Origin of the sequence: Pseudomonas alloputida, assembly GCF_021283545.2 — a bacterium.
GTDB classification, from domain to species: Bacteria; Pseudomonadota; Gammaproteobacteria; order Pseudomonadales; family Pseudomonadaceae; genus Aquipseudomonas; species Aquipseudomonas alloputida.
This window is the reverse complement of the sequence record NZ_CP128540.1, coordinates 2560232-2577698: the sequence shown is the minus strand read 5'-3', so window position 1 is coordinate 2577698 and position 17467 is coordinate 2560232. Positions and strand designations below refer to the sequence as shown.

Below are 17467 nucleotides of genomic sequence, written 5' to 3'. Positions count from 1 at the left end.
TACCGGTAGCACCTGACCACCTGATGCAAATGCAGGATTGATAGGCGATCAAGCCGATAAAAAAAGCGCCCCAAGCGGAGCGCCAGAAAATCCACCTAAACCAAAGGAGCAACAAGGTTGCCAAGGTGGAATCACAGAATCGACAACGGGTACTCCACGATCATCCGCACTTCGTCCAGATCCGACTCGAACGCCGTGGCCCGGGTGGTGGCCTGGCGAACCCGCAACGACAGGTCCTTGGCCGCGCCCGTCTGCACCACATACTTCACCTCGATGTCACGCTCCCAGCGTTTCTGGTCGGTCAGCGGGTTGCCCGCAACGTCACGGCGCATGTAGGTGGCGTTGGCATTGGAGTAGTCAGCATCGTTACCCTTGCCGTAGCGCGTCATGAACGACAACCCGGGTACGCCGTAGGCAGCCATGTTCAGGTCATAACGCAGCATCCACGAACGCTCCTTGGGCGCGTTGAAGTCGCTGTACTGGATGGAGTTGTCGAGGAAGATCGAGTCGGACTGACGCAGGTAGTCGAAGTCGTCGTCGCCGTTGTTGCGCTGGTGCGTCAGGGCCAGGGTGTGAGCACCAAAGCGCACACCCAGCTTGGCGCTCCAGATGTCGTTGTCAAAGGCGCCCAGGCGCTGCTGCCCTTCATCCACAGCCTTGTAATAGTTGAAACCGCCAATCAGCGCCAGCGCCTCGCTCAGTGGCCAGCTCAGGCTGGTGCCGGCGTAGTACTGGTTCCACGCGTCCTTGAGCCGGCTACTGAACAGGCTGACGCTGACATGCTCATTGAGCCTGTAATCCCCCCCACCATAGGCGATCCAGGGCGAATCGACCGGGCCGCCATAGAAGGTCACGAAGTTCTCCCGCAGGTCGCTGGACATCGGCTGGCTCATAGCATGCAGACGCCCGGCTTGCAGGGTAAGGTCTTTGATGCTGGAGTTCTCCAGGGTCACCCCACGGAAGCTTTCCGGCAGCAGCCGCGAGTCGCCAGCCGCCACCACCGGGTTGGCCGGGAACACATCCCCCACCTTCAGTACCGTGTCGAACAGTCGTAGCTTGGCCGCGCCCCCCACCTTGGTGTATTCGTCACGTGCCTGGCCGTCGCGGTCAACCGGCAATACGTCGAAAGAACTGCGCCCGCCGTTGCGGCCGCCGCCCGTGTCGAGCTTGAGGCCAAGCATGGCAAACGCATCCAGGCCAACACCTACGGTGCCCTGGGTGAAGCCCGACTCGAATCGGGTAATCACGGCGTGCCCCCAGGCCTCGGAGTAGCCGTTGTCAGCTTGTTTGCTCGGGTTGTGTGTGGGGGCCACAGAATCGCGATTATCGCGATTGAAGTAGAAGTTGCGGTTAAGCACGCTGAGGGTGCTGCCCTCCATGAAGCCGTCCGCACTTTTTTCTGCAGCAACAACCTGGCTGCCAACGCCGGCCAGCGCCAGGCAAGCAGCCAGTGTCAGGGGTGATCTGCACGTCATCCGATGCTCCTTGAACGTCGCATTTGTTGTTATGTCGGCGGGCCAAGATTGACGGCCGGCAGATAACGCCAAGGTGATCGGCGCATTACAATTGCGTCATCGGCAACGCAGCGCTCTGGGGCGGGCGCTGCAACATTCTGCAGACATTTCCGACACTAGGCAGTGAACCTGCTGACAAAAAAACGGTCTTTCGCTGACGGTCAACTCACCGACCGGTTCATCGGCCCAGTCACCTGGCCTACTTTTTGTCCTGTTTCAGCGAAGACCCAACATGCCCGATTCCCGCCCAAATGCTTCCGCCCTCCCTGCCCTGCGCATCGGCCTGATTGCCGCCCTGGTGGGCCTTGCCGCCCCCGTGCACGCCGAAGAGCCTGCCAGCGACGCACGCTGGGTCAGTGACAGCCTGAGCACTTACGTGCGCAGCGGCCCGACCGACGGGCACCGCATTGTCGGCACGCTCAAGTCCGGGCAGAAGCTGACCCTGCTCGGCAGCCAGGGCAATTACAGCCAGGTGCGCGGGCAGAACGGCGATGTGGTGTGGATCCTAAGCAACGACCTGCAGGCAGTGCCCGGGCAGAACGAGCGCCTGCCGTTGCTCGATGCCCAGGTCACCGAACTGACCGGGCAGTTGAAGACCATCGACGACAGCTGGAAGAACCGCGTACAGGGCATGCAGGAAACGCTTGATTCGCGCAAGCAGCTGATTGATGAGTTGGAGGCACGCAACAAGGCACTGAACGAGCAGCTCGATCAGAGCCAGTCGGACCTGCGCGATACCCAGGCCCGCCTGGGGGATGAGAACAAGCAGGTGATGATGCGCTACATGGTGTATGGCGGCAGCATTGCCGGTGCAGGCTTGCTGGCGGGGCTGATCCTGCCGGCACTGACCCGTGGGCGCAAGAAGAACGATCGCTGGTTCTGAGCTCGGCAAGGCGTCGGGGCTGGAACGTGCAGGCCTGCCACAGGTCTTGCAGCAGCGGAACCGCCCCTACCGCAACCGTTCCAGCGCCTCCAGCACATACCCCGTGGCCCGCTCCACCTGCCCTTCCCGACACGCAATACCCAACTGCCGCCACAACCCCGGCCGCAGCGGTCGGCGGGCAATGCGCCGGTCCAGCTCGGTCGCCTCCCCCTCCTGCGGCAACAATGTCGCCCCGTACCCGGCGCCGACCAGGCTCTTGATCGCATCGTTGTAGTTCAGCTCGATCCGCGGTTCGGGGTACAACCCCGCCGCTGCAAACCACTCGCCGGTAACCCGCGACAGCTGGGTGGTGCTGTCGTTGAGAATCAACGCCCGTTGCGCCAGCCAGGCCGGGGTGATCCTGGCCGGTGGCTGCCAGTCGGCCGGCACATACGCCAGGATCGGGTCGCGCCGCCAGGGGGTGACCGTCAGCCCTTTGCCGACCACCTGTGGCAAGGCCACAAGGCCGATATCCAGTGTGCCCTCACGCAAGCGCACGAGCGACGCCTGAGAGGTCAGCACCTGGACCTGCACATCGATCCCCGGGTGCTCCACACGCAGGCGCGCCAGCGCCTGCGGCAGCAAATGGGCGATGGCACCGGTGGAGGCGCCCAGGCGCACACGTCCGGTCAACCCTGCGACCTGCCGGCGCACTTCGTCCAGCGCCAAGTCAGCGTCCGCCAGCAGGCGTCGGGCACGCCCCAGCAGTGTTTCACCGATGACGGTAGGCCGCACCTGGCCACGGGTGCGGGTGAGCAACGGGGCGCCAATACGCGCCTCCAGCTCGGCCACGTGCAAGCTGATGGTGGGCGGCGCCAGGTTAAGCTGGCGGGCGGCCTCGGCAAAGGAGCCCAGGTCGGTGATGACCACCAATGTGCGGAGGCGGTCGAGGCTGATTTCGCGCAATTGTCAGTGCAGGCCCTTTTTCGGGTAAACCCACAGGTTCACCACGTGTTTCAAAACTCATTCAGAAATCCTGAATGTATTGATCATCATATTCAAATTTTCATTACCAATGCTACGGGCGAGCATAGGCTATCTTTCCCCAACCGGACCCCGAGCATGCACACCCCTGTTGTTTTCATCGACGGCGACCAAGGCACCACAGGCCTGCAGATCCATGCCCGCCTGCAGGGCCGGAGCGATCTTCGCCTGCTGACCCTCCCCGAGGCCGAGCGCAAGGACCCGCAACGCCGCTGCGAAGCGATCAACAGTGCCGACATCGCCCTGCTGTGCCTGCCCGACGACGCCGCCCGCGAGGCCGTGGCCGCAATCCACAACCCCCAGGTGCGGGTGATCGACGCCAGCTCGGCGCACCGCACCACACCAGGCTGGGTGTATGGCCTGCCGGAGCTTGACGAACAGCAAGCCGAGCGCATCGCGCAAAGCACGCGTGTCAGCAATCCCGGTTGCTATCCCACCGGCGCCATCGCGCTGCTGCACCCACTGGTCAAGGCCGGCTTGCTGCCTGCGGACTACCCCCTGAACATCCACGCCGTGTCTGGCTATTCCGGCGGTGGTCGCGCGGCGGTCGAGCGGCATGAACAGCCCGGCGCCGCCAAAGCCCCGGCGCTACAGCTGTATGGCCTGGAGCTGGCGCACAAGCACGTACCGGAGATCCAGCAGCACGCGGGGTTGTCGGCGCGGCCGATGTTCATGCCCGGCTATGGCGCCTACCGCCAAGGCATCGCGCTGAGCATTCCGCTGCAGCTTCGCCTGCTGCCTGGACAGGTCAGCGCCGAGCATTTGCAAGCCTGCCTGGAACAGCATTACCAGGGTGCCCGCCATGTTCAGGTGATGCCTCTGCATCAGTGCGGTGCTGCGGCAAACCTCGACCCCGAGGCATTGAACGGCAGCAATGACCTGCGCCTGGCGTTGTACGCCAACCCCGAGCATGGCCAGGTACTGCTCACCGCAGTGTTCGACAACCTGGGCAAAGGTGCCTCTGGTGCTGCCGTGCAAAACCTCGACCTGATGCTCGGTGCCTTACAGGCACACGGCTGATACGGCAAAAACGGTTAGACTGTACAACCCGCGCCAACACAGCGCGGGTCGTATTCTCATCCGCCGGAGCCCCCAGATGTTCATCCTGAGCCGCCTCGACAGCGTGCCGCCCGAATCTTTCCAGAACCAGATCCGCGAGCTGGTCATTCACAATGTCGGCGATTTGAGCAGTGTCGCCATCGCCGTCGACAACCCGCTGTACCCGCTGTACCAGTACGGCGTCGGCATGGAAGTCCACCAGTACCTGCAAGCGCTGGACGGCACCCGCGGTCTGGCTGTGGCGCTTACCCTGGCGCTGGATGCCGAAGCACCGGACCAGTTGCTGGGCTTTGCGCTGTCGCTGCCAGCCCAGGACGATGGGCAGGCCTGTGCATTGGCCTTTCTGGCCGTGTGCGCCAGCCATCGCCGCCAGGGCATCGCCCGTGCCCTGCTGGGCGACCTGCGCTCACGCCATGCCTGCGTGGAGCTGAACGCCTTTGCCAACCAGGTGCCGTGGTTCGAGGCGATGGGCATGCAAGTGGTGGCCGCCAATGGACCGCAGGTGCTGATGAGCAGTACCGGCCACCCCAGTGGTGCGCTGATCGGGCGCCTGGACATTGCGCCGATTTATCAGACGGCTGAAGTGCTGCAGATTCACACCTATCTGCTTAACCAGCAGGGTGAGGATGCAATGATCGAAGCGGAGCAGATGCGCGATGAGCGGCTGGATGAGCTGACCGCTCAAGCCCAGGAATGTGTGCGCCAGCGCAAGAACGTGCATTGATCCGATGGCCTGTTCGCGGGCTTGCCCGCGCCCACAGGAATACCGTAAGGCCCAAGGCCGGTGATGTACCTGTGGGAGCGGGCGAGCCCGCGAAGAAGCCCCATTGGCCTTTCAGCCATGCACCCAGCGCCGATGCAGCCCACGCGCCAGAGCATCCAGCACAAACCCCAGCACGCCAATCAGCAGCACCATCGCCATCAGTTCGGAATACGCCAGCCGGTCACGGGTATCAAGAATGAAATACCCAAGCCCCGCACTCACCCCAAGCATTTCGCACGGCACCAGCACAATCCACAGAATACCGATGGCCAGGCGCACGCCCGTCAGCACGTGACCGATTACCCCCGGCACGATCACCTTGCACAAGGTTTCCCAGCGCGTTGCACTCAAGCTGCGGCTAAGTTGCAGCCAGCGCGGGTCCAGTTGACGCACCCCTGCCGCCGTATTCAGCAAGATCGGCCACAACGCGGCAAACGCCAGCAGGAAGTAGATCGGCTGGTCACCCACGCCCATCAGCATCACCACCACAGGCATCCACGACAATGGCGATATCATGCGCAGAAACTGAAATGCCGGCGTGGTCACCGCCTCCAGGTGCCGGTAGCTGCCTACCAGCAAGCCCAACGGCACGCCCATCAGCAGCGCCAGCAGCAGCCCAATCAGGATGCGCTTGAGGCTGACCCAGATATGCCCATAGACCTCGCCCTGCCCCAGCAGCTCGACCAGGCTGGCCAGGGTTGCCGCCGGCGAAAAGCGCGCCGACAGGCCGTCGGCCTGGCCGAACAGTGCTACACCGGCCCACCATAACAGCAACAAGGCCAGCAACCCGACCAGCCCAAGGCCGGCATGTACGACATGGGTGCGCATCAGACCGCAAACTCCTCGCTACGCTCGAAGTTGTCGGCAATGCCGAACACCGACGGACCACCTACTGTCGCGATGGCATTACGCACGAAGCGATCGTCGACCAGGTCGCGGGCGGCATACGCCGGATCCAGCCCGGAAAGAAACGTATTGTCGCCTTCGATCAGGGTGGTTTTCAGGCGCTTGACCAGCTCTTCGGTGTAACTCGGGAACGGGTATGGCTGGAAGTCGATGCGTTTTTCGTCCCACTGCTGATGGCGAATGGCGCCACTGGCAATGTAGCCAGCACGGTCTTCGGCGGCGGGCGCCAGGACCTTGGTCAGCACCGCAGGCTCGTGCGGGGTGTACTTGTTGGGGCCCGCCCTGGACAGCAGTGCGGCGGCTTCGGTGCGATGGTCACGGGTCCATTGCTGGGCCTTGACGATGGCGTTGACCACTTTCTGCGACCACTCCGGGCGGTTATTCAGGTCATGCTCGTGCATGAACACCACGCAGCACGCATGGTTGCGCCATACATCGCCGGTAAAGCGCTGCACGCGGCCTACCTTGAGGTTCTCGGCCAGTGCGTTGAACGGCTCGGCAACGATGTAGCCGGCAATGCGCTTGCTGGCCAGAGCGGGTGGCATGTCGGACGGTGGCAGCACCAGCAGGTTGACTTCGTTGGCGGCCAGTTGCGCATTGGCCGGCTTCGACACGGGCGTCAGGCCGTTGTCGTTGAGCAACTGTTGCAGTACCACATTGTGGATCGAGTACCAGAACGGAATGGCCACTGTCTTGCCACCGAGCTGTTTCACGGCGGATATATCCGGCGCAACAGTCAGGCCCGAACCGCCCACGTGGTTCCAGGCCACCACCTTGGCTGGCACCTTGCTGCCATAGCGCGCCCATACCGTCATCGGCGAAAGCAGGTGGATGACATTGACCTGGCCGGAGATGAATGCCTCGATCACCTGCGCCCAGCTGCGCAGCAGCACCGGGCGCTCGGCCTTGATGCCTTCGGCCTCGAACAGGCCGTTGTTATGTGCCACCAGCAGCGGCGTGGCATCGGTGATCGGCAGGTAGCCGATGCGCACCGGCGCGTCCGGCTCGGCAGCGGCACGCGCCTGCAAGCTCGACAGCAACGGCAATGCACCGGCAGCAGTGAGCATGGCGCCGAGCTTGAGAAAGTCACGACGCGAAGAAGAGGAACAGCAGTCATCCATGCACATGGACAGCCTCCGAGGGCAACGAGGTTGGGGTAGGTTCGACTGTGCGGCTTGCCCGCCGAAGGGTTTTGAGGATTTCAATACGCAAGGCGCCCAGTTCTTCGACCCGCTGCGTCCGTGGTTGCGGCAGGTCGATATGCCACTGCCCGAGGATGTGCGCTGGGAGGTTGCCCAGTAGCAGAACCCGGTCTGACAGCAGCAGGGCTTCGTCGATATCGTGAGTGATCAACACGGCCGCGGTCTTGTGCGTGGCGATCAGTTGCAGCAGCAACTGCTGCATGTCGGCGCGGGTCACCTCATCCAACGCACCGAAGGGTTCATCCAGCAACAAGACTTCGGGCTGGCGTGCCAGGCAGCGGGCCAGCGCGGTGCGCTGGGCCATGCCGCCAGACAACTGCGCCGGGTACTGGCCACGGGCGTGGGCCAGGCCCACAGCCTCAATCGCATGGTCGATGCGTGCACGGCGTTCGGCATCCGCCAGCCTGGGCTGACGGGCGAAGTCCAGGCCGAAGGCGACGTTTTTCTCCAGGCTCAGCCATGGCAGCAGGCTGGGATCCTGAAAAGCCACCGCCAGACGCGGGTGCGGCCCCTGCAGCGGCTGGCCGTGCAAGCTCACGCTGCCGCCGCCAGGCTGCTGCAGCCCTGCCAGCACCCGCAGCAGGCTGGACTTGCCCACACCACTGGGGCCAAGGATGCTCACGACCTCACCTGGTGCCAGCTGCAGGTCGAACTGCGCCAGCACCTGCTGCCAACCACCCTCACGCGGGTAGCCCAAGCGGATGTCACGGGCCTCCAGCAACACCGCGCTCATGCAACGCCTGCCTGGCGTTGCAGTTCGGCGCGCAATTGCACCAGGCTGGGCGTGACGATCGGCACGAAGGCCGACTCCCGCCATCGGCGGGCAAACCCTTCGCCGTATTCGCAGAGGTAAGCCTTGCCGCCACTGGCCTGCAACTCCAGTTGTACCGCGTCGGCAGCACTTTCAGCCAGGATGATGCGCAGCTTGAACAAGGCCGCCGGCTGCTGCTGGAAGCGACCGTCGAGCAAGCCATGCTTGAGTTCGCTGACGGTGTTTTCCAGGCGTTCGCTAAGCACCTGACGGGCTTCGTCGAGGAACGAGGCTCGGCCTTGCAGATGCGCCTGAACCTCTTCCAGCGCTCGTCGCGCCAGGCCAATGGCCATGCCACATTGCAGCGCCAGGAATGCCGGGCGTACCCGTGGCAGGAATTCGCGTGCATTTTCATGCAGCAACCAGTCGCGGGCCAGCGGCACCTGGTGAAAAGCCAGTGCTGCCGTGTTGCTCGACTGCAGGCCCATCAGTTGTAGATCATCAGAGCGCTCCAGGCCTTGAGCGTCGGAAGGAATGGCCAGCACAAAAGGCGCGCCGCCGGCTTCATCCTCGATGGCCGCCGCCACCACGAAGCCGCTTTTACGCAAGTTGGTCACCCAGTGCAGTCGCCCTTCCAGGTGCCAGCCATCGGCTGCCGGGCGGCCACGCACCTGCAGCGCTTCGATACCGGACAGGAACTTCATGGCGTTGGACAGCCCGGTGGCACCGGCCAATTCACCGGTCAACAGCCGCGGCAGCAGGCGCTCACGCAGGGGCTGGTTGGGGCTGTGCAGCAGGTATTCGATGAAGGCACGCTGGCCCCAGCAGACGAAAGCCGCGGCCAATGAGCGGCTGGCAATGGCGGCGATGGCCTCGACCGCGTCGGTCACCTGCCCGCCCGTACCGCCCAGCGCTGGGTCGACCCCCGTGCGCAGCAGCTGCGATTCTGCGATCTGCGCCAGTACCTGCTGCGGCTCGCACAGGCCCCGGTCGATGGCCTCGGCATTGGCATCCAGCCAGTGTCGAAATGCACAATCTTGCATGGTCTTGCTCCTTTGATAACGCCGGGGCCGCTCTGCGGCCCGTTCACGGCACAAGGCCGCTCCTACAACGGCCTGGTAATGGCCATTATCACAGGTGGGCTACGCAGAAGGCTGCCAGCGGTATTTGCCAAGCTCTTCGTTGAGTGGCGTCTGGGCGAAAACATTAGCAAAGTTGCACAGGGTTGCGAGGCTTACGCCCAGAATCACCTCCAAGGCGTTGCCTTCACTGAAGCCGGCCTCACGGAAGGCCTGGTAGGTGGCTTCGCTGACATTGCCACGGGTGGCGATCACTTCGCGGGCAAAGGCGGCCAGGGTTTCGTAGCGGGCGTTCGGGAGTTCGCCACGGGCACGCAGAGCATCGACCACCTCCTGCGGCAGCTTGGCCTTGTTCAGCGCGACGGCCGTATGGCCGGCCACGCAAAAGTCGCAGCCATGCTGGGTGGCCGCGATCAGTTGCACCACTTCACGCTCGGCCAGGCCAAGCTCAGACTTGCCATTGAGTGCCGAAACGGTCACGTAGGTTTCCAGCGCCGCCGGGGCGTTGGCCAGCACGCCGAGCAGGTTGGGGATGAAGCCGGAATTCTTCTGCGCGTTCTCAAGGAACGGCCGTGCCGCTTCCGGGGCGCTCTGCAGCGTGTGTAAAGTAATGCGCGCGGACATGCAGTGATCTCCTTTGATGAGTGTCACTACAGTCTGTTGGTTATAAGAACTACCCTCCATATTCGTCAGTCGCCTTTCCTTGCTCCTGAGTCTTTGCATTAGATGATTTCGTCCAGCCCGCTTGTCGATTGGTTATTAGAAAGCCTGGAGCTCGATGCCAGCCTGTTTCATGTAGGCCGCTATTGCGGCGGCTGGCATGCCAGTACCCAAGGCATGGGCCGGGCCAGCTTTCATCTGGTGGTGCAAGGCCATTGCTGGCTGCACATTGACGGCCAGCCGCAGGCCATTTGCCTGGAGAAAGGTGATGCCGTGTTCCTGCTGCGTGACCTGGCCTATCGCTTGTCCAGCGATCAGGACCCGGTCGACGCCTGTGCCCAGCCGCGCCAGGCCATGCAGGCGCTGGATAGCCAGGCCGCCGACGGCGTTGGCTTGGTCTGCGGCTTCTTCCATTTTCAGTCGGGCCTCTGCTCGCTGATTGTCGAGGGTCTCGCTGACTGGATCTTGTTACGCGCTGAAGATCCCAGCGGCAGCGCAGCGCGGGCGCTGTTCGGGCTGATCCTGGAAGAATGCCGGCGAGATGCTGGGCCATCACAGATGCTACTGGAACGGCTGACGCACTTGTTGTTCCTGTACGTGCTGCGCCAGCAGGTGCACGCAGGGCAATCGCTGGGCGGGCTGGTCGCCCTCGCCCGCCAGCCGGCATTTGCCGGATTGCTTGAGCAATTGATCGAGCATCCGGGGCAAACCTGGACCATGGAGAACATGGCCGCTTGCACCGGGTTGTCACGGTCGGCTTTTTTCAAGCGTTTCAGCGAGCTGGCCGGGCAGTCACCGGGACAAGTGCTGCTGGCGCTGCGCATGCGCCATGCCAGCCAGTTGCTGCAGGCGGGGCATACCGTTGAGCAGGTAGGCGCGCAGGTGGGGTATCAGTCGGTGGCCGCATTCACCAGGGCGTTCGCCAAGGCAGTGGGGGTGCAGCCGGGGGCGTATCGCAGGCAGCATGACGGGCGCGGGCATGCCTGACCCAGCAAAGCGCGGAAATCGACCAAGCGGCCATAGTCGGGGCTGCTTTGCAGCCCCATGTTGCAGTTGTCAGTCGTTGACGCTGATAACCCGCGCACTGTTAACCGCCTTCCCGCGTGTGGCCAGGCAGTAATACAGCGGCACCGTCACCAGCAAGCCGAATAGCCACGACAGGTCGGCCCCTTCGACAATGTTCGAGTACGGCCCCACATACAGCGAAGTATTGGCAAACGGCAGCTGCACCAGGATGCCGCAGGCATAGGCAATGATCGCGTGGTGGTTGAAGCGGCCATAGATGCCGCCGTCTGCACTGAAGATCGAGGCGATGTCGTACTGGCCCTTCTTGATCAGGTAGAAATCGATCAGGTTGATCGAAGCCCAAGGCACCAGCACCAGCAGCAGCGCCAGGATCAGGCCGATGAACTGGCCGATGAAGTCCGCCGAGGCATTCAGTGCCACCATCCCGCAGCCCACCAGAATGACCGAGGCCAGAATCACCCGTACCTTGACGCTCGGCGTCCACTCGGCCACGAAGGTCTGGATTGCGGTCACGATCGACAGCACCGCGCCATACAGGTTGAGGGCGTTGTGGCTGATGATGTTGAGCAGGAACAGCACCATCAGGATCGGGCCCAGCCAGCCGGTAGCCTGCTTCACCGCGTCCATTGCGTCGGTGCCTTGCGGGACGCACAACACGGCCACTGCACCAAAGCTGAAGCACAGGATGGTGCCCAGGGTGGCGCCCAGGTAGGTAGCCCAGAACGGTTTGGCAATGCCCACTTCACGCGGCAGATAGCGCGAATAGTCTGACGTGTACGGCGAGAAGCTGATCTGCCAGATGGTGCCCAGCGACACGGTGGCGATAAAGCCCGACAGGTTGAATGCGCCGCGGCTGAAGAAGTCTGCCGGCAGGTCCTGGATGAACATCATGATGAAACCGGCCAGCAAAGCCGAACCCATCACCCAGGTACCGATGCGATTGAGAATGTGGATGAAACGATAGCCGATCACGCCGATGGCAGTAGCGCTCAGGGCGCCTATCACGATCGCGCCGGGCATCGGCACGCTCGGGGCGATGCCGTGGATGGTCTTGCCTGCCAGGACAATGTTGGAAATAAAGAAGCCGACATAGATCAGCGCGGTGAAGAACACGATCAGCAAGGCACCGTAGCGGCCAAACTGGCCACGGCTTTGCACCATTTGCGGAATGCCCAGCTGCGGCCCCTGTGCAGAGGCCAGGGCGATGACCACGCCCCCGACCAGATGGCCCAGCACGATGGCGATCAGGCCCCACAACAGGTTCAGGTGGAACACCTGGACCACCATGGCGCCGGTCACGATAGGCAGTGGCGCGATGTTGGTACTGAACCAGAGGGTGAACAGGTCGCGCGCCTTCCCATGGCGCTCGGCAGGTGGAACGTAATCGACCGTGTGATTCTCGACAAACTGGTGTTGCGACGACGGTTGGGACATGGTTTTCAGCTCGAAAGGTCGTTTTTATCTTTGTAAGGAAACCGCATCAAGGCGGCCTCTCAGCTGCGGACCATATTATGGTATTCCAAACTTTTGACAACACTGATCCGCATGAAAAAACGGCCACTGATCCGCTTGCAAAACCCCTGCGACAAACCGCCTCACCGCTCAAGGCCACGTTTTTCGCGGCTTTGGGCCGTTCATCGCGAAAACGCAGGGTTGAAAATTCCGCTTGCAAAATAGGTATTACGGTATACCATCAGACACATCAACGATAAAAACCGCGGACCACCGCAGCCCTTCAGAGGTACTCCCGATGATCGACGCAACTGTCTACAAGAACGTTCTGGGCTCCTTCCCGTCCGGCGTTACCGTCATCACCACCCAGGACGACGACGGCTCGGTCGTCGGCCTGACCGCCAGCGCCTTCTCCTCCCTGTCGATGGACCCGCCGCTGGTGCTGTTCTGCCCCAACTACACCTCCGACTCCTACCCGGTACTGATCAAGCAGAAGCGCTTTGCCATTCACCTGCTGTCCGGTGAACAGCAGGCCGAAGCCTACGCGTTCGCCAAGAAGGGCAAGGACAAGGCCAGCGGCATCGAGTGGAGCCTGAGTGAACTGGGCAATCCGATCCTGGCCGGTGCCACCGCCGTCATCGAATGCGAACTGTGGCGTGAATATGAAGGTGGCGACCACGCCATCATGGTCGGCAAGGTGCACAACCTGATCGTCCCGGCAGAAGCACCACGGCCCATGGTGTACTGCCGCGGCAAGATGGCCAGCCTGCCGGCCTTTGCCTGAAGCCTGCAGTTGGACGCAGCCCGCTCCCAAATTGAAGCCCGATTGACTGACGGGCAATAACAAGCGTTGAGGAAAAACCCATGAAATTTTCGTTGTTCGTGCACATGGAACGTTGGGATGAACAGGTCAGCCACCGCCAGCTGTTCGAAGACCTGACCGAACTGACCCTGATGGCCGAAGACGGCGGTTTCAGCACCGTGTGGATCGGTGAACACCACGCCATGGAATACACCATTTCGCCAAGCCCGATGCCGCTGCTGGCCTACCTGGCCGCGCGCACCGAGAAGATCCGCCTGGGCGCCGGCACCATCATTGCGCCGTTCTGGAACCCTATCCGCGTCGCTGGCGAATGCGCCCTGCTCGACGTGATCAGCAACGGCCGCATGGAAGTGGGCCTGGCCCGCGGTGCCTACCAGTTCGAGTTCGACCGCATGGCAGGTGGCATGCCGGCCACCGACGGCGGCAAGGCGCTGCGCGAGATGGTGCCGGTGGTGCGCAAGCTGTGGGAAGGCGACTACGCCCACGACGGTGAAGTCTACAAGTTCCCGACCTCCACCAGCGTACCGAAGCCGTTCAACGCCACGCCGCCCATGTGGATCGCCGCCCGCGACCCGGACTCGCACAACTTCGCCGTTGCCAATGGTTGCAATGTCATGGTCACCCCGCTGATGAAGGGTGACGAAGAAGTGCTGGACCTGAAGAACAAGTTCCAGGCCGCCCTGGACAACAACCCGGACGTGCCGCGCCCGCAACTGATGGTGCTGCGCCACACCCACGTGCACAGCCCGTCCGACCCGGAAGGCTGGAAGGTCGGTGCCCAGGCGATCTCGCGCTTCTACCGCACCTTCGATGCCTGGTTCGGCAACAAGACGACCCCGGTGAATGGCTTCCTGGAGCCGAGCCCGGAGTCGAAGTTCGCCGAAGTGCCGGCGTTCCAGCTGGAGAACATCCGCAAGAACACCATGATCGGCACCCCGGAAGAAATCATCGCGCGCATCAAGTACTACCAGGAACTGGGCGTCGACGAGTTCAGCTTCTGGTGCGACAACAGCTTGCCCCACGCCGAGAAGAAGAAGTCGCTCGAGCTGTTCATCAAGGAAGTGGTGCCGGCGTTCGCCTGAATTCCCATTGCCTGAATCATTGCGGGACGCGCCCGCTCCCGTGGGCCCCTTCGGCCTGCGTGAGCGGGCTTTTTTTTGAAACCTGTGCAGTCCCTGTGGGAGCGGGCAAGCCCGCGAAGAGGCCAGTACAGACAACAGAGAAATCAAGGCATCAGGCCACCTTTCGTCCCCCGGCAAGAGAAATTTCCTGACACCTCTTGCACAACAAATATTATGGTATACCATCAGACAACAAGAGCTGATAACCCTCACCAGGAGCCATCCATGAGTTTCGAAATCCGCAAGATCGTCACCTACTCCGAAGAGACCCGCATCGAAGGCGGCAAAGCCACCGACAAGCCGGTGACCATGGTCGGCCTGGCCGTCGTGATCAAGAACCCATGGGCCGGTCGCGGTTTCGTTGAAGATCTGAAGCCGGAAATTCGCGCCAACTGCTCGGAGCTGGGTGCCCTGATGGTCGAGCGCCTGACTGCTGCCATTGGCGGCGCCGACAAGATCGAGGCCTACGGTAAGGCCGCCGTCGTCGGCGCCGATGGCGAAATCGAGCACGCCTCGGCCGTGATCCATACCCTGCGCTTCGGCAACCACTACCGCGAGGCGGTACAGGCCAAGAGCTACCTGAGCTTCACCAACAAGCGCGGCGGCCCAGGCACTTCGATCCAGATCCCGATGATGCAGAAGGACGACGAAGGCCTGCGTTCGCACTACATCACCCTGGAAATGCAGATCGAAGACGCCCCGCGTGCCGATGAAATCGTCGTGGTCCTGGGCGCAGCCGATGGCGGCCGCCTGCACCCGCGCATCGGCAACCGTTACATCGACCTGGAAGAACTGGCTGCCGAAAAAGCCAACGCTCAATAACAACAACCAAGACGGGCCGGGGCGTGGCGTGCTTACCCGCCGCGCCCGACCTTCAAGGAGCGCCCTCCATGATTCAGCCTGTCGCTGAACGCACACCTGCCGGCACCAGCTATCTGGATGTCGGCCAGGGCCAACCCGTGGTGCTGATCCACGGCGTGGGCCTGAACAAGGAAATGTGGGGCGGTCAGTTCGTTGGCCTGGCCAACGACTACCGCGTCATCGCCTACGACATGCTCGGCCACGGTCAAAGCCGCGTACCGGCCGCCGACACACCGCTGGAAGGCTATGCCGACCAGCTCGCCGAACTGCTTGACCACCTGCAAATTGCACAAGCCACCGTGATCGGCTTCTCCATGGGCGGCCTGGTTGCCCGTGCATTCGCCCTCAATTACCCGCAGCGCCTGGCTGCACTGGTCGTGCTCAACAGCGTGTTCAACCGCACCCCCGAGCAAAGTGCCGGGGTGATCGCCCGCGCTGCCCAAGCGGCGGAGCTGGGCCCAGACGCCAACGTCGATGCTGCCCTGGACCGCTGGTTCAGCCGTGAATACAAGGCTGCCAACCCCGCGCAGGTCGCCGCCATTCGCCAGGTACTGGCGAGCAACGACCCGCAGGGCTACCACACCACTTATTCGCTGTTCGCCACTCAGGACATGTACCGCGCCGACGACCTGGGCAGTATCCAGGTGCCGACGCTGATCGCCACCGGCGAACTCGACTCGGGCTCCACCCCGGCCATGACCCGCCAGCTCGCCGCCTGCATTCCTGGCGCACGCAGTGTGGTCCTCGCCGAGCAACGGCATATGATGCCGGTGGAAGCACCGCGTGAAGTCAACAAGATGCTGCTGGACTTCCTCACCCAAGCCCGCACCCTCACCGAATCCGCCAAGGGGATTGTTGCATGACCCTCGTTCGTTTCCAGATGTGCATCGACGGCCAATGGCGCGATGCCCAGAGCGGCAAGACCTTCGACAGCCTCAACCCGGCCACCGCCCAGGCCTGGGCGCAACTGCCCGACGCCGATGAAGCCGATGTGGAGCTGGCCGTTCAGGCCGCCCAGCGTGCCTTCGACAGCAAGGCGTGGCGCAGCATCACCGCTACCGCCCGCGGCAAGCTGCTGCGTCGTCTGGGTGACCTGATTGCCGAGAACAAGGAGCACCTGGCCCAACTGGAGAGCCGTGACAACGGCAAGCTGATCCGCGAAACCCGCGGTCAGGTCGGCTATCTGCCGGAGTTCTTCCACTACACTGCGGGCCTGGCCGACAAGCTCGAAGGCGGCACCCTGCCGTTGGACAAACCCGACCTGTTCGCCTACACCGTGCACGAGCCAATCGGCGTGGTTGCCGGGATCATCCCGTGGAACAGCCCGCTGTACCTCACCGCGATCAAGCTGGCGCCGGCCTTGGCTGCCGGCAACACCATCGTGCTCAAACCGTCCGAGCACGCCTCGGCAACCATCCTCGAGCTGGCCCGACTGGCCCTTGAGGCCGGCTTCCCGGCCGGTGTGGTCAACGTGGTCACCGGCTACGGCCCCAGCACCGGCGCGGCGCTGACCCGCCACCCGCTGGTGCGCAAGATCGCCTTCACCGGCGGTGCCGCCACCGCCCGCCACGTGGTACGCAGCAGCGCCGAAAACTTCGCCAAGCTGTCGCTGGAACTGGGCGGCAAGTCGCCGAACATCATCTTCGCCGACGCCGACCTGGACAGCGCCATCAATGGCGCCGTGGCCGGCATCTATGCCGCGTCCGGGCAAAGCTGCGTGGCCGGCTCGCGCCTGCTGGTGCAGGATGAAATCTTCGACGAGTTCGTCGAGCGCCTGATTGCCCGCGCCAAGCGCATCCGCATCGGCAACCCGCAGGACGACGCCAGCGAAATGGGCCCGATGGCCACCGCGCAACAGCTGGCAGTCGTCGAAGGCCTGGTGGCGGCGGCCAAGGCCGAAGGCGCCAAACTGCACATGGGCGGAAAGCGTGCCGACGTTGAAGGTGACGGCTGGTTCTACGAGCCGACCCTGTTCGAGTGCGACAGCAACGCGATGACCATCATGCAGGAAGAAGTGTTCGGCCCGGTCGCCGCAGTAATTCGCTTCAAGACCGAAGAAGAAGCCCTGGCCATGGCCAACGACTCGCAATTCGGCCTGGCTGCCGGCATCTGGACGCGCGATCTGGGCCGTGCCCACCGCCTGGCCCGCGACGTGCGTTCGGGGATCATCTGGGTCAACACCTACCGTGCCGTGTCGGCCATGGCACCGATAGGTGGTTTCAAGAACAGCGGCTACGGCCGTGAGAGCGGCATCGATTCGGTGCTGGCCTATACCGAGCTGAAGACCGTGTGGATCAACTTGTCCACCGCGCCGATGCCCGACCCGTTCGTGATGCGCTAGGAG

Annotated in this window: 17 protein-coding genes; 9 read left to right on the top strand and 8 right to left on the bottom strand. The window is 63.0% G+C overall.

The genetic code is table 11. The annotated features are described in order from the left end of the window. Positions 1 to 131: 131 nt before the first annotated feature. Positions 132 to 1475 carry an OprD family porin gene (locus tag LU682_RS11845; RefSeq protein ID WP_010954472.1) on the bottom strand — a complete coding sequence of 448 codons (1344 nt, stop codon included), beginning with the start codon at positions 1473 to 1475 and terminating at the stop codon, positions 132 to 134. 271 nt (positions 1476 to 1746) lie between these two features. On the opposite strand from LU682_RS11845, the gene LU682_RS11840 reads away from it, so the two are divergent. Then, a complete protein-coding gene (locus LU682_RS11840) occupies positions 1747 to 2397 on the top strand; it encodes a TIGR04211 family SH3 domain-containing protein (RefSeq protein WP_010954473.1) in 651 nt (216 codons plus the stop codon). 66 nt (positions 2398 to 2463) lie between these two features. Here LU682_RS11840 and LU682_RS11835 read toward each other — a convergent pair whose 3' ends face one another. Then, positions 2464 to 3342 (bottom strand): LysR family transcriptional regulator, encoded by an 879-nt coding sequence (locus LU682_RS11835; RefSeq protein WP_010954474.1) that lies wholly within the window; start codon positions 3340 to 3342, stop codon positions 2464 to 2466. Positions 3343 to 3498: 156 nt separating this feature from the next. Between LU682_RS11835 and argC the strand changes: the two genes are divergently transcribed. Next, a complete protein-coding gene (gene argC, locus LU682_RS11830) occupies positions 3499 to 4440 on the top strand; it encodes an N-acetyl-gamma-glutamyl-phosphate reductase (RefSeq protein WP_010954475.1) in 942 nt (313 codons plus the stop codon). A 76-nt stretch (positions 4441 to 4516) separates the two neighbouring features. Then, positions 4517 to 5203, top strand: a complete 687-nt coding sequence (locus tag LU682_RS11825; protein WP_020190494.1) for a GNAT family N-acetyltransferase — start codon at positions 4517 to 4519, stop codon at positions 5201 to 5203. A gap of 111 nt (positions 5204 to 5314) precedes the next feature. On the opposite strand, the gene LU682_RS11820 is transcribed toward LU682_RS11825, so the two are convergent. The 5 genes from LU682_RS11820 to LU682_RS11800 all read right to left on the bottom strand — a co-directional run bounded on the left by LU682_RS11820 (position 5315) and on the right by LU682_RS11800 (position 9804). Continuing rightward, a complete protein-coding gene (locus LU682_RS11820) occupies positions 5315 to 6070 on the bottom strand; it encodes an ABC transporter permease (protein ID WP_010954477.1) in 756 nt (251 codons plus the stop codon). Further along, entirely contained in the window at positions 6070 to 7275 is a 1206-nt protein-coding gene (locus LU682_RS11815; protein WP_010954478.1) for an ABC transporter substrate-binding protein, read from the bottom strand. The genes LU682_RS11820 and LU682_RS11815 overlap by 1 nt, the downstream gene beginning before the upstream one ends. Continuing rightward, the gene (locus LU682_RS11810) at positions 7262 to 8083 is read right to left on the bottom strand and encodes an ABC transporter ATP-binding protein (RefSeq protein ID WP_010954479.1); all 822 of its coding nucleotides are present in this window, start codon (positions 8081 to 8083) and stop codon (positions 7262 to 7264) included. Before LU682_RS11810 ends, LU682_RS11815 begins: the two co-directional genes overlap by 14 nt. Beyond that, positions 8080 to 9144 carry an acyl-CoA dehydrogenase family protein gene (locus tag LU682_RS11805; RefSeq protein ID WP_010954480.1) on the bottom strand — a complete coding sequence of 355 codons (1065 nt, stop codon included), beginning with the start codon at positions 9142 to 9144 and terminating at the stop codon, positions 8080 to 8082. The genes LU682_RS11810 and LU682_RS11805 overlap by 4 nt, the downstream gene beginning before the upstream one ends. Positions 9145 to 9243: 99 nt before the next feature. After that, positions 9244 to 9804 (bottom strand): carboxymuconolactone decarboxylase family protein, encoded by a 561-nt coding sequence (locus tag LU682_RS11800; RefSeq protein WP_029615376.1) that lies wholly within the window; start codon positions 9802 to 9804, stop codon positions 9244 to 9246. 102 nt (positions 9805 to 9906) lie between these two features. On the opposite strand from LU682_RS11800, the gene LU682_RS11795 reads away from it, so the two are divergent. After that, positions 9907 to 10827 carry an AraC family transcriptional regulator gene (locus LU682_RS11795; protein ID WP_010954482.1) on the top strand — a complete coding sequence of 307 codons (921 nt, stop codon included), beginning with the start codon at positions 9907 to 9909 and terminating at the stop codon, positions 10825 to 10827. A gap of 69 nt (positions 10828 to 10896) precedes the next feature. Here the strand turns inward: LU682_RS11795 and LU682_RS11790 are convergent, their stop codons facing one another. Then, a complete protein-coding gene (locus LU682_RS11790) occupies positions 10897 to 12300 on the bottom strand; it encodes a purine-cytosine permease family protein (protein ID WP_010954483.1) in 1404 nt (467 codons plus the stop codon). 316 nt (positions 12301 to 12616) lie between these two features. On the opposite strand from LU682_RS11790, the gene LU682_RS11785 reads away from it, so the two are divergent. The 5 genes from LU682_RS11785 (at position 12617) to LU682_RS11765 (ending at position 17464) form a co-directional block, all read left to right on the top strand. Further along, positions 12617 to 13102, top strand: coding sequence for a flavin reductase family protein (locus LU682_RS11785; protein WP_010954485.1), 486 nt, complete (start codon positions 12617 to 12619; stop codon positions 13100 to 13102). A gap of 80 nt (positions 13103 to 13182) precedes the next feature. Further along, positions 13183 to 14223, top strand: coding sequence for an LLM class flavin-dependent oxidoreductase (locus tag LU682_RS11780; protein WP_010954486.1), 1041 nt, complete (start codon positions 13183 to 13185; stop codon positions 14221 to 14223). 264 nt (positions 14224 to 14487) lie between these two features. Continuing rightward, a complete protein-coding gene (locus LU682_RS11775; RefSeq protein ID WP_003256068.1) occupies positions 14488 to 15084 on the top strand; it encodes an amino acid synthesis family protein in 597 nt (198 codons plus the stop codon). Between the two features lie 68 nt (positions 15085 to 15152). Next, the gene (locus tag LU682_RS11770; RefSeq protein WP_020193431.1) at positions 15153 to 15986 is read left to right on the top strand and encodes an alpha/beta fold hydrolase; all 834 of its coding nucleotides are present in this window, start codon (positions 15153 to 15155) and stop codon (positions 15984 to 15986) included. Beyond that, the gene (locus LU682_RS11765; protein ID WP_010954488.1) at positions 15983 to 17464 is read left to right on the top strand and encodes an aldehyde dehydrogenase; all 1482 of its coding nucleotides are present in this window, start codon (positions 15983 to 15985) and stop codon (positions 17462 to 17464) included. The genes LU682_RS11770 and LU682_RS11765 overlap by 4 nt, the downstream gene beginning before the upstream one ends. Positions 17465 to 17467 lie beyond the last annotated feature (3 nt).